At 69.8% G+C, this 22568-nt stretch carries 23 protein-coding genes and 1 tRNA gene; 20 read left to right on the top strand and 4 right to left on the bottom strand.

Annotated features, from left to right (window positions below; translation table 11 throughout):
• The first annotated feature begins 81 nt into the window (after window positions 1–81).
• Both N8I86_RS16105 and N8I86_RS16100 read left to right on the top strand, forming a co-directional pair.
• A complete protein-coding gene (locus N8I86_RS16105; protein WP_263278085.1) occupies window positions 82–543 on the top strand; it encodes a GntR family transcriptional regulator in 462 nt (153 codons plus the stop codon).
• A 1-nt stretch (window position 544) separates the two neighbouring features.
• Entirely contained in the window at window positions 545–1111 is a 567-nt protein-coding gene (locus N8I86_RS16100) for an HD domain-containing protein (protein ID WP_263278084.1), read from the top strand.
• Here N8I86_RS16100 and N8I86_RS16095 read toward each other — a convergent pair.
• Complete coding sequence (locus N8I86_RS16095; protein ID WP_263278083.1) at window positions 1099–1572, bottom strand: NUDIX domain-containing protein; 474 nt, start codon at window positions 1570–1572, stop codon at window positions 1099–1101. The two genes, N8I86_RS16100 and N8I86_RS16095, sit on opposite strands and share 13 nt — an antisense overlap.
• Before the next feature lie 2 nt (window positions 1573–1574).
• Entirely contained in the window at window positions 1575–2333 is a 759-nt protein-coding gene (locus N8I86_RS16090) for a helix-turn-helix domain-containing protein (RefSeq protein WP_263278082.1), read from the bottom strand.
• 499 nt (window positions 2334–2832) lie between these two features.
• Between N8I86_RS16090 and N8I86_RS16085 the strand changes: the two genes are divergently transcribed.
• The 14 genes from N8I86_RS16085 (at window position 2833) to N8I86_RS16020 (ending at window position 15671) form a co-directional block, all read left to right on the top strand.
• Window positions 2833–3123, top strand: a complete 291-nt coding sequence (locus N8I86_RS16085) for a hypothetical protein (protein WP_263280115.1) — start codon at window positions 2833–2835, stop codon at window positions 3121–3123.
• Window positions 3120–3782 (top strand): GGDEF domain-containing protein, encoded by a 663-nt coding sequence (locus N8I86_RS16080; protein WP_263278081.1) that lies wholly within the window; start codon window positions 3120–3122, stop codon window positions 3780–3782. Before N8I86_RS16085 ends, N8I86_RS16080 begins: the two co-directional genes overlap by 4 nt.
• Window positions 3782–4858, top strand: coding sequence for a conjugal transfer protein (locus N8I86_RS16075; protein ID WP_263278080.1), 1077 nt, complete (start codon window positions 3782–3784; stop codon window positions 4856–4858). Before N8I86_RS16080 ends, N8I86_RS16075 begins: the two co-directional genes overlap by 1 nt.
• Window positions 4858–5193 carry an RRQRL motif-containing zinc-binding protein gene (locus N8I86_RS16070; RefSeq protein ID WP_263280114.1) on the top strand — a complete coding sequence of 112 codons (336 nt, stop codon included), beginning with the start codon at window positions 4858–4860 and terminating at the stop codon, window positions 5191–5193. The genes N8I86_RS16075 and N8I86_RS16070 overlap by 1 nt, the downstream gene beginning before the upstream one ends.
• 28 nt (window positions 5194–5221) lie before the next feature.
• Window positions 5222–5488: a hypothetical protein gene (locus N8I86_RS16065; RefSeq protein WP_263278079.1), complete on the top strand. Its 267-nt coding sequence runs from the start codon at window positions 5222–5224 to the stop codon at window positions 5486–5488.
• A gap of 1 nt (window position 5489) precedes the next feature.
• Window positions 5490–5807: a hypothetical protein gene (locus N8I86_RS16060; RefSeq protein WP_263278078.1), complete on the top strand. Its 318-nt coding sequence runs from the start codon at window positions 5490–5492 to the stop codon at window positions 5805–5807.
• On the top strand, window positions 5804–5977 hold the full coding sequence (locus N8I86_RS16055) for a pRL2-8 (protein ID WP_263278077.1): 174 nt from the start codon (window positions 5804–5806) through the stop codon (window positions 5975–5977). The genes N8I86_RS16060 and N8I86_RS16055 overlap by 4 nt, the downstream gene beginning before the upstream one ends.
• Window positions 5978–6108: 131 nt before the next feature.
• The gene (locus tag N8I86_RS16050) at window positions 6109–8229 is read left to right on the top strand and encodes an FtsK/SpoIIIE domain-containing protein (RefSeq protein ID WP_263278076.1); all 2121 of its coding nucleotides are present in this window, start codon (window positions 6109–6111) and stop codon (window positions 8227–8229) included.
• Window positions 8230–8433: 204 nt separating this feature from the next.
• Window positions 8434–8898 carry a hypothetical protein gene (locus tag N8I86_RS16045; RefSeq protein WP_263278075.1) on the top strand — a complete coding sequence of 155 codons (465 nt, stop codon included), beginning with the start codon at window positions 8434–8436 and terminating at the stop codon, window positions 8896–8898.
• A gap of 91 nt (window positions 8899–8989) precedes the next feature.
• Window positions 8990–9907: a bifunctional DNA primase/polymerase gene (locus tag N8I86_RS16040; RefSeq protein ID WP_263278074.1), complete on the top strand. Its 918-nt coding sequence runs from the start codon at window positions 8990–8992 to the stop codon at window positions 9905–9907.
• A gap of 316 nt (window positions 9908–10223) precedes the next feature.
• Entirely contained in the window at window positions 10224–11786 is a 1563-nt protein-coding gene (locus tag N8I86_RS16035; RefSeq protein WP_263278073.1) for a YfjI family protein, read from the top strand.
• A 337-nt stretch (window positions 11787–12123) separates the two neighbouring features.
• Entirely contained in the window at window positions 12124–12351 is a 228-nt protein-coding gene (locus N8I86_RS16030; RefSeq protein ID WP_263278072.1) for a helix-turn-helix domain-containing protein, read from the top strand.
• Between the two features lie 85 nt (window positions 12352–12436).
• Window positions 12437–13675, top strand: coding sequence for a tyrosine-type recombinase/integrase (locus N8I86_RS16025; RefSeq protein ID WP_263278071.1), 1239 nt, complete (start codon window positions 12437–12439; stop codon window positions 13673–13675).
• A gap of 553 nt (window positions 13676–14228) precedes the next feature.
• Window positions 14229–15671 carry a HEAT repeat domain-containing protein gene (locus N8I86_RS16020; protein ID WP_263278070.1) on the top strand — a complete coding sequence of 481 codons (1443 nt, stop codon included), beginning with the start codon at window positions 14229–14231 and terminating at the stop codon, window positions 15669–15671.
• 143 nt (window positions 15672–15814) lie between these two features.
• Here N8I86_RS16020 and N8I86_RS16015 read toward each other — a convergent pair.
• Window positions 15815–15886: transfer RNA gene (locus N8I86_RS16015), tRNA-Cys, on the bottom strand.
• 195 nt (window positions 15887–16081) lie between these two features.
• On the opposite strand from N8I86_RS16015, the gene N8I86_RS16010 reads away from it, so the two are divergent.
• From N8I86_RS16010 to N8I86_RS15995, 4 genes are all read left to right on the top strand, one after another.
• Window positions 16082–17509 (top strand): MFS transporter, encoded by a 1428-nt coding sequence (locus N8I86_RS16010; protein ID WP_263278069.1) that lies wholly within the window; start codon window positions 16082–16084, stop codon window positions 17507–17509.
• 309 nt (window positions 17510–17818) lie between these two features.
• A complete protein-coding gene (locus N8I86_RS16005) occupies window positions 17819–19612 on the top strand; it encodes a DEAD/DEAH box helicase (protein WP_123437671.1) in 1794 nt (597 codons plus the stop codon).
• Window positions 19613–20039: 427 nt separating this feature from the next.
• Window positions 20040–20681, top strand: coding sequence for an IclR family transcriptional regulator (locus N8I86_RS16000; RefSeq protein ID WP_073900230.1), 642 nt, complete (start codon window positions 20040–20042; stop codon window positions 20679–20681).
• A gap of 141 nt (window positions 20682–20822) precedes the next feature.
• The gene (locus tag N8I86_RS15995) at window positions 20823–21614 is read left to right on the top strand and encodes a S16 family serine protease (protein ID WP_073900233.1); all 792 of its coding nucleotides are present in this window, start codon (window positions 20823–20825) and stop codon (window positions 21612–21614) included.
• A 28-nt stretch (window positions 21615–21642) separates the two neighbouring features.
• Here the strand turns inward: N8I86_RS15995 and N8I86_RS15990 are convergent, their stop codons facing one another.
• Window positions 21643–22524, bottom strand: a complete 882-nt coding sequence (locus tag N8I86_RS15990; RefSeq protein ID WP_263280113.1) for a glycine betaine ABC transporter substrate-binding protein — start codon at window positions 22522–22524, stop codon at window positions 21643–21645.
• Window positions 22525–22568 lie beyond the last annotated feature (44 nt).

Genomic DNA, 22568 nt, shown 5'->3' with positions numbered 1-22568 from the left:
TGTGGTCGCATCCTGCTCGCGAGCTGATCAGTGCGACACTTGCGGCATTGCAATGCAATGCCGAAGGGTGAAGGAGGGGGAGTGTCGCAGGCAGCAAGCCCGCGAGGGACCTTCCGGCAGATCGCTGACGTGTTGAAGACCCGGATCAACGACGACCAGGAGATGGCAGTGTTGCCGCCGGTCTCGGACCTCATGGACAGGTACGGCGTCTCACGTGGTGTCGTACTTCGAGCGTTCCAGCTACTGCGAAGCAGCGGGGACGCAGAGCCGGTACCCGGTGGGCGCTGGCGAGTGCTTAGGTCGGGCGACGTGGTGGACCGTCGGCCGCTGGAGGAGCGGATCGCGGCCGTCATCACGGATGATCGGCTGGAAGCCGGGGCACCGTTCCCTAGTGCGTCTGCTCTCGCCACCAGGTTCGGGGTCTCGCGTCCCACCGTGACAAAGGCTCTCGACAAGCTTGAGGCCGCCGGCATGCTGGCGAGTGGAGGGCAGGGCAAGGTGCGGACCGTCCGCGCCGTGCCGAATCGAGAGGAGCGTTCGTAGCTTGTCGGAGCTGACGGAGTGGGCGTATCCCCTGGCTGAGTCCCTGTTGGCTGAGCCGCTGCCACGTCGCTGGAAGCACTGCATCGGAGTAGCCGAGCGGGCGCGTAGCATCGCGCTCATCCTCGGGGAAGACGCCGAGCTGCTGGAAGCTGCGGCCGTGCTGCACGACATCGGCTATGCACCTGACCTCGCCAAGAGCGGTTTCCACCCCCTCGACGGCGCCCGCTACCTGCGCGACGTTGCCAACGCCGACGAACGGGTTGTACACCTGGTGGCGCATCACTCCTGCGCGTGGATGGAGGCGGAAGCGCGCGGGCTGCGCAAGGAGCTGGAGGATGAGTTCCCTCGCGAGGACGCTCACCTGAATGACGCACTGTGCTACTGCGACATGAACACGACCCCGGACGGGACGCCCACGAATCCGGTGGACAGGGTGAACGAGATCACGGGCCGCTACGGGCCGGACAGCCTGATCGGTACGTTCATCCGCCGGGCCGAACCGGAGATCCTGGCAAGCACCTCACGCGTGCTCGAACGAGTCGCTGCCGCCAAGCGTCAGCCGATGTAGGGGGCCGGGCGGGTCCGGTCCATCGCGTGCTGAATCCGAAGACGCATGGTGGGGTGGACGTCCAATTGAGACAGGTCCGGTGGGGCAACCCACCGGACCTGCGTCGTTTCATCGCTCGTACGCACTTCACCGCCGACCGGCCGGGCCCGGAAGCAGATACTGAACTGCTGCCTAACCTCTCCGTCGTCGTACTTCATCACGTGGCCAGGGTCGGTGTAGATCCCGGACATGTCGACGACTTCTGCCTTAATGCCGGTCTCTTCCCAGACCTCGCGCACCACGGTGTCACTGATCGATTCGCCTACGTCGTGCCCCCCGCCAGGCAGTGCCCAGCGCCCGTTGTCAGACCGCTGGATCATGAGGACTTGACCCGCATCGTTCTGTACGAACGCCACGACGGACGGCACGACCGAGTTGGCTGGCGGAGCGTCGGGATCGTGCAGATAGTCAATGCGTCCCATGATCAAGCTCCCGTGATGTCTTGTTCTGTGACCTGGCGAGCGCTTCCCCAGGTCTGTTCGATGCTATTCGCGTAGGTGTCGAATAGGCCGCCACCCGGTAGTCGCCGCAGGTGGAAGACCGGAGCCATGTAGGCGCCGATGCCGTACACGTGCGGGTTCACAAGCATCTCGTCGTCGGATCGGTAGATCGAGTTGTATAGAGTCGTTGCGTGGAGGCGGAAGCCAACCTCCGGATGGCTCTTGAATAGCGGCCGGTAGTTCACCAGCGCGTTCCGGATTTTGCCGTCCATGATGCGGTGACCTTCGTCTATGCCGCGTTGCCGGACGGCTTCACAGTCCGGATCCCCGAGCAGGATGCGCGTTTGAGTGGTCCCCTTCGCCTTGTCCTTCAAGAGATCCAGGAACACGGGATCCTCGGACAGGAAGAGTCCCGAGTAGACGAGGACATCGAGGTTGTTCTCAGCCCGCGCGTAGATCTCGCGCCACAGATTCGGCGGCACCGTGTGCCGGTGGGGGTAGACGTTGACGATCTCGGCTTTCGTCAGGTCTGCCGCGCTCTCGACGGCGCGATCGTCATCCCACAGCGTCGTCACGTCGACCTTGAGCACTGTCGCCGTCGCGTACTGGTGTCGGCGATACGGCACCTTTCCCTTGGTGATCCAGCGTTCGATCGTCTTCGGGTTGACGTCGATCTCTTCGGCGAGCCTCTGAATCGTCATGCCGGCGGCCAACAGAGCGGACCGCAAACGTTCGTTGGACATCTGCACCCCTGGTGGGACGTCTCGGGACCTCTTGAAGGTACCGAGACGTCCTTGAGGTGTCCACGCAGGGGGTAACCAAGTCCCCTGACCTGCATCGATCCTGATGGTGCGCCAAGAAGTCCCGGCGTAAAGCCAAGAGGTTCCGTCGATGCACTTGACGGACCCTCATGCAGTACCTGTAAAACAGGTACTGCAACGCGGCGTCCGGAGGAAAGCCCGAGGGGGTGAGTACGAAGGCAGCGCTCGTTCCTTGAGAACTCAACAGAGTGCTTTGAGAACGACGGGGCGTGACCCCGTCCCCGTGGCGGCCGGGTAGAGCCGTCGGCCCCGGTATCCAGCCGTGAGGGCGCGGAATCGACTTCCGTCCGGGGTCACTGGGCCTGCCGCCGCGTGCGGTGTCGGCCCGCAACTCCGACGCGGCGGCACTCCCGGACAGGACAGCCCGCCGCGCCGGATCTCCCACCACCGACGTTCTGAAGAGGAGAGATCCACCATGCGTATGCGCACATTCGTTGCCGGTCAGGAGGCTCGCGGCGACTCCGAGTTCGTGGAACTGGCGCTCGGTATCGACGTCGAGTTGTTCCGGGGCCCGCTCGGATCCGAGACGGACGGTGAGCGTGCCGCCCGGACGGACGCGGCACGCGACATCCTGGCCGAGCTACACGCTGAGGCGGAGGCCGGTGACGAGATCGCCGGTTGGGACGCCCTGTACGCCGACGCGCTGATGCGTACGGTGCCGTTCCTGCGCGCCGCTCGTGGCTACCGGCCGGGAGCGGGGGAAGTGGCATGACTGAGCTGATGTACGCCGCTGCCGCCGGTCTGCCGTTACTGGCCGGGTGGTCGGTGCACGCGCTGCGGCTGACGCGCCGGATCGACGCGGCCCGCCGCGACCCGCTGACCGGGCTGTGGACGCGGGACGCGTTCGAGGGACGCGCCCGCAAGAGCCTCTCTATGGGTGAGCAGCGGGCTGTGTTCGTGCTGGACCTGAACTGGTTCAAGCAGATCAACGACACGCACGGCCACGCGGCCGGGGACGCGGTGATCCGCGCGACCGGCATGCGGCTGGGAGTGTGGGCGGCCGTGCACCACGGTGTGGCCGGCCGGTTGGGCGGGGACGAGTTCGCCGCTGTCACCGAGGTGTCCGGCGAGGCCGACACCGGCGTCGGCAGCCTGAACGCTCAGGTGCTGGAACTGCTCCGCATCCTTGAGCGGCCGGTGCCGTTCGAGGGTCGGAACGTCGACGTATTCGTATCGGTCGGGGTTGCCCGCTACTGGCGTGGGACCGCTGATCTGTCCGCCCTGCTGCGGCAGGCGGACGAGCACATGTACCGGGCCAAGCGCGAGGGCGGGGGCGCCAGCATCGCCCCGAAGCACGAGACCACTCCCGCACTGCCCACCATCCACGGCCGCCGCTACGGCCGCCCCGGCACGCGCACGGAGGTGGCGTGATGACCGCCCGCAAGCCACTGACCAAGGTGCAGACCGGTGTTCTGACGGCTGCGTTCGTGCCGATGCTCGCCACGGGCGTGATCGGCGGGATCGGCACGTACAGCAACATCGGGCACGCCTACGGCACCGGGACCGCGCTCGGTGCCCTCGGTGCCGGTGAGGGCGCAACCGCGGTGCTCGCCCTGGTCCTGCTCGGGCTGACCATGCTGGGCCAGTCCTCACCCCGCGTCGTACGGCTCGGGCTGTGGGCACTGCCGGCCGCCGCCGCCGTGATGGGCGCCATGGCCGCACCCGACATCGGCCGGACCGTGATTTTCGCCCTCACCCCGATGGGCATGTCCGTCTCGGCGGAGGGAATGGCGTTCCTCGCCCGCCGGATCGTCGTCCACACCGACGGCCGCGACGCGGAGCACGAGCGGCGCACCGCCGACATCGTCCAGGCCCTCGCCTACCACCGGGCACGCGCCACCCATCACCCGAGCGACCGGGTTAAGAAGCGGTCCGATCGGGCGGCATGGCGCCTGGCCCGCAAAGTCGGGGTCGGGGACATCGCGCTCGGATCGAGGCTGCTGGACGTCCAGCGCACCCGGATCACCGCCGGTGCGGACGCTGCACTCGCTGCGATGTTCGGCGGTACCAACCCGGCACCCGTCCCGGACATAAACATGCAGGAATCCGCTGGAACCGATGGAAAACGGTCTAGTGCTGACCTGACGGAATCGACCCCGGCCCCGGCCACCGTGCAGGTGGTGCGCGTGCCCGATCCGGTCCCGGCCGACGCGGGAAAGTCGACCTTCTCCCTCAAGCCCGTTCCGGCCCTCGCGGCGCCGATCGAGCGGCGGCCGGTGGCGGCCGAGTCGAGCCGCCCGCGTGGGGCGACGTACCGGGTCCCGGACGCCGCCAAGGCACCCCGGACCCGCCGCACCCCGGAGCAGCTCATGAGCGAGGCCCGGACCGTCACGGCCGACTGGCCGGATGCGCAGATCACCGGTGAGGGCATCCGCCGGGCTCTGCGCACCTCTCCGGTCAACGCGCGCCAGCTGCGGGACGCGCTGCTCGCTGAGCGGGCCGCGTGATGGGGGCGCTGCCGGTGTTCCGGTGGCGCCTGGCCCCGGATGGCTACGCCACCCGCCGACAGCTCAGGGCGCGCGGCCTGCGCCCCGGTGGTCAGCCGGTGGCCGCGCAGCTCGAACGCCCCCGGCGCCGACGCGGGCCGCTGGTCGCCTACCTGTACCGGGTCGACCTCGCCAAGCCCGTGCGGCCGATGACCCCGGCCCGGTGGGCCGCTTTGGCCAAGGCCAACATCGCCCGCCGCATCTGCCCGACGTGCCGGCGCGATGCGGGCTACGTCATCCCCACCTCACTCGGCGAGTGCGCGCCCTGCGCCTACCCCGAACACGCCGCCGCCTGACCCTCCACGCACTGTCAGGAGTTCACCTGTGAACAGCACCAACGCCGCTCACTGCGAGATCACGCACCACTGGTTCGGGTGGGTCACCGTCCCCGGCCACGGCCCCGCGTGGGCATCCGGTCAGGTCTCCGTCCCGCTGTGCGCCCCGCGAGAGCAGGTCTACCGGCTGATCGCCGCGTGGCTGCGCGAGCGCGGCTGCACCGTCCCGGCCGACCTCTCCCAGGTCATCACCCTCCTGCCCGGCCAGCTCACCCCCACCCCGCCCGCCGACACCGCGACCCCGAGGAGCATCTGAGATGGGTAAGCCCGACACCCGCCGCCTGGACAAGGCGATTCAGCAAGCCACCCGGAAGCTGGACGCGGTCCGCAACCGCGAGATGTGGCCGCTGGACGGACGCGAACGCCGCGCCGTCCTCGGTGGCCTCGCGACCGGCTCGTACCGCGTCACCCGGGGCAACAGCCCTGACCGCGCTGAGCGGAAGATCGACACCGCCTGGCAGTCCGCAGAGACGCGGCTCGTGGCGGAGATCGCCGCGCTGCAGGCCGAGCGGGTGCGCGTCGTGAACGACGCCGCCAAGGCCAAGGCCGCGAAGAAGTCCTCCGGGTGGTGGTGACCGTGGCCGCTACGGACACGCCTCCGGGCCAGTGCCCGCAGTGCTGGCAGCACGCCTACGACAAGAGCATCCATCGTCGGCTGAAGCCTCGCGAGGACTGCCCCGAGTGCGTCGACCACATGCGCAACGGCCACCCGCACATCGTCCGCAAGAAATCCAGCTGGTGGTGACCACGCCCGCCGCGTGACACCCCGTCAGCCCGCCTCATCTGCCCGGGGTGGCCGTCCCTGCCACGGACCCGGCCACCCCGGCACTCCCTCCAGCTTCCGCCCCGCGAGGGGCAGTCAGGAGTTCTCCCATCATGGGTGACACCGTCGTCCACCTGCACAAGAACACTGACCCTCCCACCGACACCGTGACCACGCTGACCGTGGTACCCGAACCGCCGGCCGCGCCCCCGGTGCCGCTGTGGGTTCGCTCCGGCCGTGCCATCAAGACGGCCGTCACGCACGACAACACCCGCACGGCCGCCCGCGCCGTCGCCCGCCACTCCCTCTACGTCGCCGGTGGCGCGAGGATCGTGGGCCGTCGGGCGTGGGACGGCCGGACCGCCGCCCGCTACGAGCGCTACATGCGCACCGCCGAAGCCGCGGGGAACTTCGAGGCTGCGGCGGAGTGGGAGGAGCGCGGGCAGCGGTTCCGTGAGGCCCGTCACCGCCGCCGCATGGATCTGCTGCACTCGCCGCTGGACGTGGCCAAGGGCGCAGGGATCAGCGTCGGCATGGGCATCGGCGGCCTGGTCCTGCTCGGCATCGCCATGGCCGTCGCCACGAAGGACGTCACGGACGTGGTCACCCCGCTGATGGCGGTGGTCGAGTTCATCAACCTGATGATCACCATCGTCAAGGTGGTGTGGGGCCCGGCCCTGACCATCGGCCCGTTCCTCGCACTGCTGGCGCTGTGGTCGGTCGGCGCTCACCAAAAGGCCGCACCGCAGTGGGCCCTACCGCCCAACACCCGCACGGGCGAGGGCGAGCCCATCACCCCGTCGATCGTGGTCAAGGCCCTGCGCGACCTCGGTGTCCCGGCTCTGCGCAAGGCGATTGCGGAGATGGGCGACGTCGGCGCTTCGATGCTCGGGCCGATTCGGATCGCCGGATGCGGCGTCGAGGTCGACGTCACGCTTCCGTCCGGGGTGGCGACGAACGAGGTGCAGGCCAAGCGGCGCAAGCTCGCCGAGAACCTGACCCGGCACGAACACGAGGTGTTCATCACGATCCCCGAGGCGGCGCGCACGGTCCGGCTGTGGATCGCCGACTCGGGTGCGCTGGACGAGCCGATCGGCCCGTCCCCGCTGGTCACCGACGAGACGATGACCGCGAACTACAAGACCGGCAAGGCCCCGTGGGGACAGGACCTGCGTGGCGACGCGGCGGCACTGAGCCTGTATCAGCGCCACCTGTTGGTCACGGGCCTGTCCAACCAGGGCAAGACCGCGTCCCTGCGGGCCCTCGCCCTGTGGCTGGCCCTGGACCGGTCGGTGCAGTTCTGGATCGCTGACCTGAAGGGCATCGGCGACTGGGCCATGTTCGACGGCATCGCACAGGTGCTGATCGAGGGCCCGTCCGATGACCACGTGGTCCAGGCGACCGAGATGGTTGAGGACGCGGTCGAGGAGATGAACCGGCGGATCGAGGAACGCCGACGGGACCCGGGCATCGTGTTCGAGCCGCTGATTGTGCTGGTGGACGAGGCGCAGTTGGCGTTCATGTGCCCGGTCAAGGGCGAGGACGGCCGCCCCTACGGCGGCTCCAAGGCCACCTCGCGGTACTTCATGGCCGTCCGCAAGATTCACAACCAGGGCCGTGCGGTGGACGTGCTGATGTGGCAGGGCACGCAGGACCCGACCGACCAGAACCTTCCCAAGCTGGTCCGCGAGGGCGCCCACACCCGCGCATCTCTCGTGGTGGGCACCGAGTCTCAGGCAGAGATGGCGCTCGGTGCCAAGGCCGTTCGGGGTGGCGCGGCCCCGCACCTGCTGCGCCAGGGGCTGGACAAGGGAACCCTGGTGGTCGCCTCCGACGGCATCACGATCCCCGCCGGTCAGGCCTCCATCACCGTGCGGACCCACTTCATCGATGACGAGCCGGCCGCCGAGGTCGCCGACCGGGCCAAGGCCCTGCGCCACGGTGTCGCCACCCTGCGCGTCATCGACCGGGACGCGGAACGCGACGCGCTCGCCGACATCGCGGCCGTCATCGGCGAAACGCCCCGGCTGCGCACCGACGAGGTCCTCAAGCGGCTCCACGCCCTGGACACGGCCGTCTACCGCGAGTGGAACAACGGCCGCCTGAAGCGGCTGCTCGAAGAGCACGGCGAGGAACCCAAGAAGTCCCACGGCCTCATGGTCGTCCGCCGCGAGGACGTGGCCCGCGCCCTCGCCAACCGCGACGCCGACGGTTCCGCTTCCGCCGCCGAGTAGCGGGGAGCAACCGGCCCGCGGCCCGGGGAGGCGGGGAGAACTCCCCAACCCCCTCCCCGGGCCCGCCTCCCCGCCCTGATCAGCACAAACATCATTTCAGGGAGGCGGGGAGGCGCCCAGCTCAGACCCCCGAAACCGCCCACCGCGCGACGCCCCGCGGGGGCGTCTCCGCCTCCCCGTCCGACCCCCCGGAAGGGATTCCGCATGTACCCCGAACACGCCCCCCGCGTGCCCGCACAGCGAGCCGTGGCAGTCCACCAACCCACCCCGCTCCCGCCCGCCGTCGCCGTGCCGGCGCCTATGGTCCCGGTCCAGCCGGGCACCGTCCCGACGGTCGCGAGCATCGTCCTGCCGGACGGCCGCGTCGTCACCGGCTACGCCATCAGCCCCGTGCAGCCCGAACCGGTCACGCCGAAGCCGCCGGTGTCCCGAGCGGCGGTGAACGTTGCCCTCGGGGGCGTCGGGTTCCTCGCGGTGTGTGGCGGGCTGCTTCTGCTGACCACGTTCATCGCCGCACTCGCCGCGTTCGTCCACCAGCTCGTCATCCTCGCCGCCGTCATATTCGGCGGCTGGATCGCCGTGCAGGTCTTCAGCGCGAGCGGTCGCACGGGCGGCACCACGGTCCACATCCGCAAGGCCGTGATCAAGCGGAACAAGTTCTACGGCTGACTGCGCCCGTGGGCGGCGGCACTCCCGGACAAGGACAGCCCGCCGCCCACGGTCTCCCTATCCCGACGAAGCAGAACAGGAGACCTCCAGCATGACACCTGACTGCACCACCCGGCGCCCCAACGATGCACATCATCGGGACGCGGGCCTCTTGCCCGCTGCTCTCGACCTGGCAGCGGCAGGCGTGCCGGTACTGCCGCTGCGCGCGGGCAAGACCCCGTTCGGCAACTGCCCCGCGTGCAGGGACAGCGTGTGCGGGGACCGGCCGAACATGAGGGCGGCCGGCCCCTGCACGTGCCCGGCACCGTGCCACGGGTGGGCCGCCGCCACGACCGACCCGCACGTCCTCACCTCGCCTCCGTGGATTGCCGCGTGGCGGCAGGCGGTCGCGGTCGCCTACCACCCGGGCGGGGCCGGAGTGACCGTGGTCGACCTGGACGACGCGGCCGCGATGCAGTGGGCACGTGAGGCTCTGCCCGCGACCCGGACCGTGCGGACGACGCGGGGCGAACACTGGATCTACGCGGGCACCATGCGCTCCGCCAACGCCGTGCGGCCGGGAGTGGACGTCAAGTCGCTCATGCAGTACGCCCGCTGGCTCGGCCCGGGAACCGGGGTCATGGCGCGGCTGTCCACGTCCGTCGTCGCATCGCTCCGGAAGGAAGAGACCACCCCCGCGCGAGGGCAGGTGGTCTCTTCCCTCCCGGCCCGCGCCACCTGGGACCGCACGGTCGCCACCGGATGCCGCCACACCGAACGCTACGTCCGCACCGGCCTGGAACGAGGACTCGCCATGGTGCGGGCCCGGACCGAATCCGGCGCCGGATCACAGGCGTTCGGCGTCGCCCGGTTCCTCGCCGCTCAGCACACGCCGTGCCCCGGCCCGTGCGGGCTGGACGCCATCGGGGAAGAGATCACGGCCGCCGCCGTATCCGTGGGAGTACCGGAGGCCTACGCCCGCCGCGCGGTCACCAACGGCCTTGAGACGGCCATGGGGCGGGTGGCATGAACAAAGCACCCCGAAGCGCCACCAACGGCCCTCAGGACGCCGTACAGGGGCCGCCACGGCGGACCGTGGGCGAACCGAAGGTCGCCGCCCGCAAGGGCGTCCCTTCTGCCGTTGGCTCTGACCCGCAGACGGTCACCGTCACCGGCACCACCCCCGGACTCCACATTCAGTGCGAGGGCATCCCCGTCGCGGACTGGCTCTGCGCCTGCGGGAGGCACGAACGCGCCCGAGGGCGTGCTGCCGTTATCCGGCTGACCGCCCGCGTCCGCGTCGGCGCCTGCCTACACCCCGTACCCACCGAAGGGAGGGCCGTCTCATGACTCCACAGCCTGTGGACAGCACCGACCTGTGGGCCGGACTGCCCACCCTGGAAGACCCGCCCGGCGAGGACAACGCGGCCCCGGACGTGTGGGAGGACCCCATCCCCCTCACCAGCCGCCGTGAGCGCCCCTCCTTCCCCGCCCACGTCCTGCCCGCCTGGCTCGGGGAGTTCGTGACAGCCGTCGCCGAGGAGACACAGACCCCGGTCGACCTCGCCGGATCGATCGCCCTCGCCGTGCTCGCCACGGCGGCCGGCGGCCGGTCCGTGGTCCACGTACGCGGCAACTGGCGCGAGCCCACCAACCTCTACACCGTGGTCGCCCTCCCGCCCGCCAACCGCAAGTCCGCCGTCTTCGCCCTGCTCACCGACCCGCTGTACGAGGCGGAGAAGCAACTCAAGACGGCCATGCAGCCCGTCATCGTGGAAGCGGAGCTCACGTCCAGGCTGGCCAAGGAAGCGGCGGACAAGGCCGCCGCCAAGGCCGCGTCTGCTGATGGCGACAAGCGCGATGAGATGGTGGCAACCGCGGTTGGCCTCGCGCAGACCGCCGACACGCTCACCGTGCCCGCCGAACCGGTGCTACTCGCGGACGACTCGACCCCCGAGACGGTCACCTCGCTCATGGCCGAACAGGGCGGCAGGCTTTCGGTGATGAGCGCCGAGGGCGGCATCTTCGACATCATCGCGGGCCGCTACTCCGGCGCCCCCAACATGGAAGTCTTCCTCAAAGGACACGCGGGAGACCGGCTGCGGGTCAACCGGCAGACCCGCCGCGAGTACATCGACACCCCCGCCCTGACCATCGGCCTCGCCGTGCAACCGGACGTGCTGAAAGACATCGGCAAGGTCAAGGGATTCGAGGGACGCGGACTGCTGGCCCGCTTCCTGTACGCCCTGCCGGTGTCCACGGTCGGCGAACGCGAGATCATCACCGACCCGGTCCCCGAACAGACGGCCGCCACCTACACCGCCCGGGTCATCGACCTCGCCCTGTCCCTCGCGGAGTGGACCGACCCGGCCGTCATCCAGCTCAGCCCGGAGGCGGACACCGCGCTGATCGCCTATCAGAAGCGCATCGAACCGCAGCTCAAAGCACGCGGCGGCAAGCTGGGTCACATCTCCAACTGGGCCGGAAAGCTCGCCGGGGCAACCGCCCGCATGGCCGCACTGCTGCACCTCGCCGAACACGGCGGCAACGGCTACGCCCACCCCGTCACCGAAGCCACCATGCGCGCGGCGATCGAGCTGGGGGAGTACTACACCGCCCACGCCCTCGCCGTGTTCGACGTCATGGGAGCCGACCCGGTCCTCTCCCGCGCCCGCAGCGTGCTGGAAGCGCTGAGGGACAACGGATGGGCGGACGTCAGCCGACGGGACGTCTTCACCGTCCTGTCCCGCAGCGAGGTCCCCACCATCACCGACCTGGAACCCGCCCTCGCATTGCTGGAAGACCACGGATACCTGCGGTCCTACCAACCCGAACGGACCGGCAAGCGAGGGCGCCCGCCGGCACCCCGCCTACTCGCCCACCCCGCCCTACGGCACAGCGGCCGGTGACCCCGGCCGCCCCCAACCCATCCCGCACAAACCGCAAAATCCGCAATAACCCCCGGCGACCCCGCTGACCTGCGACGGGACCCGCGCCCCACCCCGGCCGGGGCCCGCTCGCACAATCCCGCAATATTCCGCAAAAAAGCCGAGCACCCCCACCGCCCCGGGCCGGGCGACGGTCACCCCTGATTTTTGCGGAATATTGCGGGTTTCTGCGGAGCACCGTCCCTCCCCGCCCGCGCACCACATCACCGCAGGTCAACCGCCCTACCCGGCTTTTCTGCGGATTTTGCGGTTTGTGCGGCGGCACCAGCCCATGAACTCAACCTCACCGGAGCGTGCCATGGACGAACCCACCACCCTCCCGCCCACCGCCACCGACGACGCGACCCTCGTACTCCTCACCGTCGAGGAAGCCGCCCGCCGCCTCCGCATCGGCCGGACCACCTGCTACGCGCTCATCCGCACCGGAGAGCTGGAGTCCGTCCCCGTCGGCCGTCTCCGCCGCGTCCCCGTCGACGCGCCGGCCGCGTACGTCACCCGTCTCCGCACCGCCCAACGCGCCGCTTGACGACGCCCGGGGCGGCGGCACTCCCGGACAGGACAGCCCGCCGCCCCGGCTCCCATCCCGACCCACAAGAACCAGGAGCCTGCCTGTGGCAGAGAACAAGAAGAAGCGCACCCGGCAGCCCAACGGCCGCAGTTCGATCTACTTCGGCAAGGACGGCAAGTGGCACGGTCGCGTCACCGTCGGCGTCCGCGACGACGGCACGCCAGACCGCCGCCATGTCGAGCGCAAGACCAAGACCGAAGTAGCGGACGCCGTTCGAGAGCTGGAGAAACAGCGCGACACCAAGACGGTGAAGAAGCCCGGCAAGGCGTGGACGGTCAAGGCGTGGCTGACGCACTGGGTTGAGAACGTCGCACCCCTCGCCGTCAACGACAACACGATGGTCGGGTACGGCGTTGCGGTCCGAAAGCACCTCATCCCCGGCTTGGGCGCTCACCGTCTCGACAGGCTCAAGCCCGAGCACATCGAGGTGTTCTACGCCAAAATGCAGGCCAACGGCAGCAAGCCTGCAACTGTCCACCAGGCGCACCGCACTCTGCGCACTGCCCTTAATGAGGCCGTCCGGCGCGGTCATCTCGGTAGAAATCCGGTCCAGTTGGCCAAGGCACCGAAGACGGGGGAGTACGAGGTAGAGCCGTACAGCGTCAAAGAGGTACAGCGATTGCTGGAGGCTGCGGGCCAGCAGCGCAACTCCGCGCGATGGGCCGTTGCGCTTGCCCTCGGACTGCGTCAAGGGGAAGTGCTGGCACTGACATGGGACGACGTGGACCTTGACGGTGGGTTCCTCGTTGTCCGCCGTAGCCGCCACCGCCCGCAGTACGCCCATGGGTGCACGGAGCCCTGCGGACGCAAGGCCGCCGGGTACTGCCCCCAGAGGCGGCGAACCAACCCCGAGTTGTCCACCACCAAGTCCCGCGCCGGCCGTCGTGCGGTCGGTCTGCCAGACCAGCTCGCTGACCTACTTCGTGCGCACCTAAAGGCGCAGGGAGTGGAGCGGACGGAGGCCGGGAAGCGCTGGGAGGAGAATGGACTCGTCTTCCCGGATGAGCACGGTCGGAGCCCATCCCATCGCCGGGACTGGGCCGAGTGGAAGAGGCTTCTGGCGGTGGCGAAGGTCCGGGACGGGCGTCTGCACGATGCGCGTCATACGGCCGCCACTGTCCTTCTCATACTCGGTGTCCCGGAACGGGCTGTCATGGGCCTCATGGGATGGTCGACAACCTCCATGGCTGCCCGGTACCAACACATGATCGACGCGGTGCGAGCAGACGTGGCCAGTCAGGTAAATGGTCTCATTTGGCGATCGAACGACGCGACACCGTGAGGCTAGATCCAAGGCTTTGGGGCAGATGCAACTGCGTCTGCCCCAGAGCCTGCCCTCGGTGTAGGAGCGGGCGGCCCGGTGAAGCGCATCGCGTGAGCACGTGCAGTTGGCGGTGGCGCTATGACTTGTCTCGGCCGCGCTTGATCGAAAAGGTGCTGCGGCGCAGCCGTTGGAATCCCCAAGAAGCGAGCGCGACAACTAGGGTCGCTGCCAGGGAGCCAAGGAACTCTGGCACCGCGGCCAGTAGGAAGCCATCCGTCACCTTCGACAGAGTGGACAACGCCAGGGCGGCGGACGCCCCACACTGGGTATGGCACACGGTCATCATCTCCTTGCGTATGCCCAACCTCTTCGCTGGCCGGGCGGCGTGAGACGAAGACTGGTCAGCTTCTTGTTGGTCCCCAAGTGGTCTTGGGACGGGCAGGGACAGGGTGGGACGGATACGGCCCTTGCCCGTTCCGGCCATGCGTCCTACCTGAGAAGCTGGTGCTGTCCCTGGGACACGGTGGTTGTGTCACGGAGGGGGAGTCCTGAGAATGAGCGAGGGGTGAGGATGCCGGCGACGCACACGCTGGCGGGTCGCGCGGGTGATCCGCGACAGGAGTTTGCGGAGTTCCTTCAACGGCAGGCGACGCAGAGTGGTCTGAAGGTGCGGGACATTGCCGAGCTCTTTGAACTGGAGGCCAGAAGAGAGGAGGAGGCGGCCGACGGTGGCTCTAGGAGCCTGCCAGAGCACCCCATCCGCAAGATGGCGTTCTCAAAGTCGCATCTCGCTCGCCTGTTCAGAGCCCAGGCTCTGCCTAGCCCCCCGTGGCCGTTCACTCTTCAATTCCTACGGTTTACCAGCAGGGCTGCCGGCCTGACCAAAGAAGAGCACCAGGAACGCTGCGCTGAAGCAAGGGACTTACTCAGTGCCATTGCTTCACAGCCCAAAACCAAAGCCGTGTCCGGTCCTGTTGTGTCGTCCAACGTGAGCGCCCATAGCTCACATGAAACGGTGGTCGCTCTACAGCACGAAGTTGAACTGGAGCGTGCTCGGCATACCGAGACTCGCCTCCGGTATGCCCTGAGAGACTCTCAGTTCCTCGCGACAACCCTGTGGCGCATTATCAGCGCTCTACGCGACATCATTTGTGACCACGACGCACTGGTCGCTCGAGCACAACACAGCCGTGCTGACCCGGTTGCACTTGATCGGCTCCGCAACGAGACCGAGCAAGCACTCACCCACAAGCGCACTGCGCAGGAAGAAGTCGACCTAGCCACCGCACGCATCCGCGTTCTTGAGGCGACCTGGGAGCAGGCTCGGGCCGAGGTCAGCAGGCTATTGATGCATCCGGACACTGCTGAATTGATTCGCCCTAGCTCCGACAGCGCGCCCGCTCAAAACCTGCTCCCGGCAGACCTTCTGGCTCAGCCCACCCTTGATGACATTGCAGCTGCCCTGGACAGAGCGCAGGTACTCAACACTGAAGAAGAACGAGCAGCTCGCGATTTGCAGCGCTCTCTCACTTCGGCTAGTCCACTCCGGCCGGATGATGAACGGGCTGTCCTTCTAGCCGCAACCAAACTCACGAGCAACTCGCCCGCTCAGCAGGCTGCTGCGGAAGGACTGGCGCAGGGGTGGTCCGGTGACCCTCAAGCCCTCGATGCCCTCATCCGCCTCACTCACGCGGACGCCTATGTTGTCCGGCACACTGCCGCGCAAGGACTGGCACAGGGGTGGTCGGGCGACGCTCAAGCCCGCGATGCCCTCATTCGCCTCACTCACGATCAATACCAGATTGTCCGAGGTGCCGCCGCAGTGGCTCTGGGGCAGGGATGGTTAGGCGATGCCAAGGTCAGGGATGCTCTCATCCCCCTCACCGAGGATGCGGTCTCGGAGGTTCGGGGAGTAGCCACACTAATCGTTGCTCGTGGGTGGCCTGACGCTAGGCGGCCACCCGAGCCCACGCCGCAGGTGACGATCGAGGGCGCCGGCGAGCCCAACGGGTGACGGCGCGGCCTTAGGCTTCCGACGCCGTGAAACTACGCAACGGTTGTGGAGTGGCGAACTGAGACGGGAAGTGAGACGGACGATGAGAAAGGCGGCGCCCTGTTGGGGTGCCGCCTCTCTGTTTCGCCTGATCAGACACTTTGAGGCCGTGGCGGGATTCGAACCCACGTAACTCGCTTTGCAGGCGAGTCCCTGAACCACTCGGGCACACGGCCGTGTCGGGCACTCTCGTGCCGAACTCGGTGGAACGACCGTAGAGGCCCGGCGGGCGGCGGCTCAAGGGGGCGGCGCGGGCTGCAACAGGGCCGCCATACCGCGTTCACGAAAGCGGGGGTGTACGACCAAGGTCGCAGGAATGGTCGGACCACCGACAGGGGTCAAACCCCGTTGCGGGCCTTACGCTGACGGCCATGAGCGCCCTTGAATCCCGTGACGCCGCCGTAGTGGACCAAGCCGTCGGGCAGCGTGCCGGCGTGCTGAGCCGGTCCTACCGGGCGCTCAGTGTCGGCATCGTCTCCGTCGTCCTGCTGATCGCCTTCGAGGCGACCGCCGTCGGCACCGCGATGCCCGTCGCCGCGCGCGAGCTGGACGGCGTGGCGCTGTACGCCTTCGCCTTCTCCGGATACTTCACGACCAGCCTGTTCGGGATGGTCGCCGCCGGTCAGTGGTCCGACCGCAAGGGCCCGCTCGGGGCGCTGACCACGGGCATCGGCGCCTTCGCCGCGGGGCTCGTCGTCGCCGGGACCGCACAGGTCATGTGGGTGTTCATCCTCGGCCGGGCGGTCCAGGGCCTCGGCGGCGGGCTGGTCATCGTCGCCCTGTACGTCGTCGTCGGCCGCGCCTACCCCGAACACCTGCGCCCGGCGATCATGGCCGCCTTCGCCGCGAGCTGGGTCGTACCGTCCATCATCGGCCCCCTCGCCTCCGGCGCCGTCACCGAGCACCTGGGCTGGCGCTGGGTCTTCCTCGGCATCCCGGTCCTCGTCGTGTTCCCGCTGGCCCTCGCGCTGCCGCAGATACGGCGGCGGGCGTCCGGACCCGTCGACGCGTCGGCCGGCGCCGCCCCCCTCGACCGCCGGCGCATCCGGCTCGCCCTCGCCATCTCCCTCGGCGCCGGACTCCTCCAGTACGCCGCCCAGGACCTGCGCCCCCTCTCCCTCCTCCCCGGCCTCGCGGGCGCGGCCCTCCTCGTGCCCGCCGTCCTCGGGCTCCTCCCGCACGGCACCTGGCGCGCCGCCCGCGGCCTACCCTCCGTCGTGCTGCTGCGCGGGCTGTCCGCCGGGTCCTTCATCGCCGCCGAGTCCTTCGTCCCGCTGATGCTGGTCACCCAGCGCGGGCTGTCCCCGACGCTCGCCGGGTTCTCGCTGGCGGCCGGCGGTGTCACCTGGGCGCTGGGCTCCTGGGTACAGTCCCGGCCACGCGTGGCGCCGTACCGGGAGCGGCTGACGACCGGCGGGATGGTGCTGGTCGCGGCGGCGATCGTGGCCGCGCCGAGTGTGCTGCTGCCCGCCGTGCCGGTCTGGACCGTCGCCGTCGCCTGGGCCTTCGGCTGCTTCGGGATGGGCCTGGTCATCTCCTCCACCAGCGTGCTCCTGCTGAAGCTGTCCGCCCCCGAGGAGGCCGGTGCCAACTCGGCCGCGCTCCAGATCTCCGACGCCCTCTCCAACGTCGTCCTCCTGGCGGCGACCGGCGCGGCCTTCGCGGCCCTGGGCGGCGGTGGCACGGCGGCCGCGGCGGCCCACGCCACCCGCCCCGGCGCCTTCGCGGCCGTCTTCCTGCCGACGGCGGCCGTGGCGCTGGTGGGCGCGTGGGTGACCCGGCGGCTGCGGGAGCGGTGAGCGCCGGACGGGCCTCCCGCCGGCCGTCGGGGCGGACCCTTCTCCGCCGTCCGGGCGGGCCGTCCTCCGCCGCCGACGTAGGTCGGAAACGGCGCGGCCGGCCGGCACGGCGCGTACGGCCAGGTCATCGGCGTGGGCGCCGGCGAACCCGGTGACGTACCCCGGATCACGGAGCGTACGCGGCGGTTGTGACGTGGGTCCCACCCGCGGGCGACCCGGCCTCGTCCGGGCGTTGACGGGGGTGGGGCGCCGGTAGGGTGGCCCGGTTGTCATACGTAGCCGAGCCGCCCTACCCCCTCCACGGAGACCGTGACTACCACCGCCGCCACCTCCTCCCACCACCTTTCCCCCGCCTTCCCGGGCCGGGCCCCCTGGGGTACCGCCAGCAAGCTGCGCGCCTGGCAGCAGGGTGCGATGGAGAAGTACATCCAGGAGCAGCCGCGTGACTTCCTCGCCGTCGCCACGCCCGGCGCCGGCAAGACGACCTTCGCGCTGACGCTCGCCTCGTGGCTGCTGCACCACCACGTGGTGCAGCAGGTGACCGTGGTCGCGCCGACCGAGCACCTGAAGAAGCAGTGGGCGGAGGCGGCCGCGCGGATAGGGATCAAGCTCGACCCCGAGTACAGCGCCGGGCCGCTCAGCAGGGAGTACGACGGGGTCGCCGTCACGTACGCCGGCGTCGGCGTGCGCCCGATGCTGCACCGCAACAGGGTGGAGCAGCGCAAGACCCTCGTCATCCTCGACGAGATCCACCACGCCGGTGACTCGAAGTCGTGGGGCGAGGCCTGCCTGGAGGCGTTCGAACCGGCGACCCGGCGGCTCGCGCTCACCGGTACGCCGTTCCGCTCCGACACCAACCCCATCCCCTTCGTCACGTACGAGGAGGGGAACGACGGGATCCGGCGGTCCGCCGCCGACTACACGTACGGCTACGGCAACGCCCTCGCCGACCACGTCGTGCGGCCGGTCATCTTCCTCTCCTACAGCGGCAACATGCGGTGGCGCACGAAGGCCGGCGACGAGATCGCCGCGCGCCTCGGCGAGCCGATGACCAAGGACGCCGTCAGCCAGGCCTGGCGGACCGCGCTCGACGCGCGCGGCGAGTGGATGCCCAGCGTGCTGCGCGCCGCCGACCAGCGGCTGACCGAGGTCAGGAAGGCCATCCCGGACGCCGGTGCCCTCGTCATCGCCTCCGACCAGGAGTCCGCGCGCGCCTACGCCAAGCTGATCCGCGAGATCACCGGCACCAAGGCCACCCTCGTGCTGTCCGACGACACCGGCGCCTCGAAGCGGATCGACGACTTCAGCGCGAGCCACGACCGGTGGATGGTCGCCGTGCGCATGGTGTCCGAGGGCGTCGACGTACCGCGGCTCGCCGTCGGTGTGTACGCGACGACGATCTCCACACCGCTGTTCTTCGCGCAGGCCGTCGGGCGTTTCGTGCGGTCCCGGCGGCGCGGCGAGACCGCGTCGGTGTTCCTGCCGACCGTGCCCGACCTGCTGACCTTCGCCAACGAGATGGAGAAGGAACGGGACCACGCCCTCGACAAGCCGAAGAAGGAGGGCGAGGAGGACCCGTACGCCGAGTCCGAGAAGGAGATGGAGGAGGCGAACAAGGAGCAGGACGAGGACACCGGCGAGCAGGACATGCTGCCCTTCGAGGCGCTGGAGTCCGACGCCGTCTTCGACCGGGTCCTCTACGACGGCGCCGAGTTCGGCATGCAGGCCCACCCGGGCAGTGAGGAGGAGCAGGACTACCTCGGGATCCCGGGACTGCTGGAGCCCGATCAGGTGCAGATGCTGCTCCAGAAGCGGCAGGCACGGCAGATCGCGCACAGCCGGAAGAAGCCGGACACCGAGGCGGACCTGCTGGAGCTGCCCGCCGAGCGGCGGCCGGTGGTCTCGCACAAGGAGCTGATGGAGCTGCGCAAGCAGCTGAACACGCTGGTCGGCGCGTACGTGCACCAGAGCGGCAAGCCGCACGGCGTCATCCACACCGAGCTGCGGCGCGTGTGCGGGGGACCGCCGAGCGCGGAGGCAACGGCGGGCCAGCTGCGCCAGCGGATCGACAAGGTGCGGGAGTGGGCCACCCGGATGCGGTGAACCGCCCGCATACCGGCCACCCCGGTTCCGGTGGCCCGGCCGCCTACCGGCCACCCCGGTTCCGGTGGCCCGACGTCCTGGTGGGGCGACCGCCCGACGGCCCCCGACGGCCCCCTGCGACCCGTCTGCGAGCCTGTGGATCCCGGTGAGCGGCGGGTGCGTATCCGGACGAATGGCGGCAGGCCGGATCTCGCCTTGCCCGGATTCTGGACGAAGCCTTCCGCTCAGCGAACCGGCTTCGCTACTGTCCCGCTACGCATACGCCCCGTGGCAGCGCCGCCGCGGAGCGCAGCCGTGAAGCGACAAGGCCCGGAGCCGCCGGGCCGTCCTGCCGATCGGCGGCCTCTGAAGCGCGTCGCCGACGGGACTCGGCGACGCATCCGCCGTTCAGTGGTCCGCCGACCTCACCGCCGAAGGAGTGGGCGTCGTGACCGCGGAGACCTCTCAGACGCTCGACCGGGGACTGCGTGTCCTCAAGCTGCTGGCCGACACGGACCACGGGCTGACCGTCACCGAGTTGTCCACCAAACTGGGCGTCAACCGCACCGTGGTGTACCGGTTGCTCGCCACACTGGAACAGCACGCGCTCGTACGGCGTGACCTGGGCGGCCGAGCCCGGGTCGGGCTCGGTGTGCTGCGCCTCGGCCGCCAGGTGCATCCGCTGGTGCGCGAGGCCGCGCTGCCCGCGCTGCGGGCGCTGGCCGAGGACATAGGCGCGACGGCGCACCTGACCCTGGTCGACGGCACCGAGGCGCTGGCCGTCGCCGTGGTCGAGCCGACCTGGACGGACTACCACGTGGCGTACCGGGCCGGTTTCCGGCACCCGCTGGACCGGGGCGCGGCCGGGCGGGCGATCCTCGCCGCACGGCAGGCGCCGTCCGTCGACCCCGGCTACACCCTCACGCACGGCGAGCTGGAGGCCGGCGCGAGTGGCGCGGCGGCCGCGCTGGTCGGTGTCACGGGGGTCGAGGGCAGCGTCGGTGTCGTCATGCTGTCGGACGCCGTTCCGGAGCGGGTGGGCCAGCGGGTGATGGAGGCCGCGCGGGAGGTCGCGGACGCCCTGCGCTGACCGGCCCGCCCCCCCGCTGCCCGGTCCGCCACCCGGTGCCGGTTCATCGGCGAGCGACGCCGGTTCATCCGCGAGCGACGGGACCCGTACGTGGGGTGAGGGGCCGGTGGCCGGGGGGAGCCGCCGGGTTAGATTGACCTCGTGCTCTCACGTCTCACACGTTCCCAGGCCGTGGCCCTCTGCGCCCTGCCCGTCGTGGCCCTGATCGCCACGGCGGCGTTCGCTCCGCTGCCGTTCTCGGTGGCGCAGCCCGGCATGACGGCGAACGTGCTCGGGGACAACAAGGGCACCCCGGTGATCACCGTGTCCGGCGCGACGACCCGCGACACCGGCGGACAGCTGCGGATGACCACGATCGAGGCGACCGGGCCGGACGCCCGGGTGTCCCTCGGCGACGTGCTCGGCAACTGGTTCCGCACCGACCGCGCCGTCATGCCGCGCGGCTCGGTCTACCCGAGCGGCGACACCGTCAAGGAGATCGAGAAGCACAACGAGGCCCAGATGCGGCAGTCCCAGGACGCGGCGACCCAGGCGGCGCTGAAGTACCTGGGCCTCAAGCCGGACAAGGTCAGGGTCACGCTGAAACTCGCCGACGTGGGCGGTCCCAGCGCTGGTCTGCTGTTCACGCTGGGGATCATCGACAAGCTCGACGGGGACGGCGGCGGCGGCGACCTCACGGGCGGCCGCACCATCGCCGGCACCGGCACGATCGACGCCGACGGCAAGGTCGGCGCGGTCGGCGGTGTGGCCCTGAAGACGCAGGCCGCCCGGCGGGACGGGGCCACCGTCTTCCTGGTGCCGAAGGCGGAGTGCGCCGACGCCGCCTCGGAGCTGCCGAAGGGCCTGCGGCTCGTTCCGGTGACCACCCTGAAGAGCGCGGTCGACTCCCTCGTCGCACTGGAGAAGGGCAAGGGCGCGGTCCCGAGCTGCTGAGCGACGGCCCGCGAGGGGCGCGGCGCCCCTACTTCACGAACCCCTCCGCCTTCATCCAGTCCAGCGCCACTTGGTGCGGGTCCTCCCCGTCGACGTCCACCTTCGCGTTCAGCGTCTGCGCCACCGTGTTGTCCAGCTTCCGGGTGACCGGATCGATGACGCCGGCGATGGCCGGCCACTTCTTCAGCACCGCGGTGTTGACCACCGGCGTCGCGTTGTAGTGAGGGAAGAACTGCTTGTCGTCCTCCATCACCACCAGGTTCATCGACTTGATGCGACCGTCGGTGGTGAAGACCTCCCCGTACGTGCACGCCCCCTTCGCCACCTGGGTGTAGATGATCCCGGTGTCCATCTGGGTGACGTTCCCGGCCGGCACGCTCATGCCGTACGCCTTCTCCATGCCGGGCAGTCCGTCGGCCCGGTTGGCGAACTCGCCCTCCACGCACAGGGTGACGGCCCCCGGGTCCTTCCTGGACAGCGCGGCCACCTCGGTCAGCGTCGTCGTGCGGTACTTCTCGAAGTTCGCCCGGTTCATGGCCAGCGCGTAGGTGTTGTCCAGCCGGGAGGGCGGCAGCCAGGTCAGCCCGTTCTTCAGGTCGGCCGCCCGGACCGCCTCCCACTGCTTCCGCGGATCGGGGATCGGCTTCGAGTTGCCCAGGTAGGTGATCCAGCCGGTGCCCGTGTACTCGAACTGGGCGTCGGCGTCCCCCTTCTTGACCGCCTCCCGCGACCCGATGGAGCCCTGGATGCCCGTCCGGTCCAGGACGTCGGCGCCCGCCGCCTCGAAGGCGATCCCCATGATCGCGCCGAGGATCAGCTGCTCGGTGAACTCCTTGGAGGTGACGGTGAGACGGGCGCCCTTGAGCGGCTCCCCGCGCCCGATGCTGCCCGGCCGCACGTCGTCGGTCATGGGGGAGCCGCTGGTCAGTCCGCAGCCGGCCGCGAGCACCAGGA

This window comes from Streptomyces albidicamelliae (assembly GCF_025642175.1).
Lineage (GTDB): Bacteria > Actinomycetota > Actinomycetes > Streptomycetales > Streptomycetaceae > Streptomyces > Streptomyces albidocamelliae.
This window is presented reverse-complemented; position numbering and strand designations above follow the sequence as displayed.

Excerpts from the sequence above, each read along its gene's own strand:
- N8I86_RS16095 (WP_263278083.1), bottom strand. The coding sequence starts at position 1,572 with ATGGGACGCATTGACTATCTGCACGATCCCGACGCTCCGCCAGCCAAC.
- N8I86_RS16090 (WP_263278082.1), bottom strand. The coding sequence starts at position 2,333 with ATGTCCAACGAACGTTTGCGGTCCGCTCTGTTGGCCGCCGGCATGACG.
- N8I86_RS16085 (WP_263280115.1), top strand. The coding sequence starts at position 2,833 with ATGCGCACATTCGTTGCCGGTCAGGAGGCTCGCGGCGACTCCGAGTTC.
- N8I86_RS16080 (WP_263278081.1), top strand. The coding sequence starts at position 3,120 with ATGACTGAGCTGATGTACGCCGCTGCCGCCGGTCTGCCGTTACTGGCC.
- N8I86_RS16075 (WP_263278080.1), top strand. The coding sequence starts at position 3,782 with ATGACCGCCCGCAAGCCACTGACCAAGGTGCAGACCGGTGTTCTGACG.
- N8I86_RS16070 (WP_263280114.1), top strand. The coding sequence starts at position 4,858 with ATGGGGGCGCTGCCGGTGTTCCGGTGGCGCCTGGCCCCGGATGGCTAC.
- N8I86_RS16060 (WP_263278078.1), top strand. The coding sequence starts at position 5,490 with ATGGGTAAGCCCGACACCCGCCGCCTGGACAAGGCGATTCAGCAAGCC.
- N8I86_RS16050 (WP_263278076.1), top strand. The coding sequence starts at position 6,109 with ATGGGTGACACCGTCGTCCACCTGCACAAGAACACTGACCCTCCCACC.
- N8I86_RS16045 (WP_263278075.1), top strand. The coding sequence starts at position 8,434 with ATGTACCCCGAACACGCCCCCCGCGTGCCCGCACAGCGAGCCGTGGCA.
- N8I86_RS16040 (WP_263278074.1), top strand. The coding sequence starts at position 8,990 with ATGACACCTGACTGCACCACCCGGCGCCCCAACGATGCACATCATCGG.
- N8I86_RS16035 (WP_263278073.1), top strand. The coding sequence starts at position 10,224 with ATGACTCCACAGCCTGTGGACAGCACCGACCTGTGGGCCGGACTGCCC.
- N8I86_RS16030 (WP_263278072.1), top strand. The coding sequence starts at position 12,124 with ATGGACGAACCCACCACCCTCCCGCCCACCGCCACCGACGACGCGACC.
- N8I86_RS16020 (WP_263278070.1), top strand. The coding sequence starts at position 14,229 with ATGCCGGCGACGCACACGCTGGCGGGTCGCGCGGGTGATCCGCGACAG.
- N8I86_RS16010 (WP_263278069.1), top strand. The coding sequence starts at position 16,082 with ATGAGCGCCCTTGAATCCCGTGACGCCGCCGTAGTGGACCAAGCCGTC.
- N8I86_RS15990 (WP_263280113.1), bottom strand. The coding sequence starts at position 22,524 with ATGACCGACGACGTGCGGCCGGGCAGCATCGGGCGCGGGGAGCCGCTC.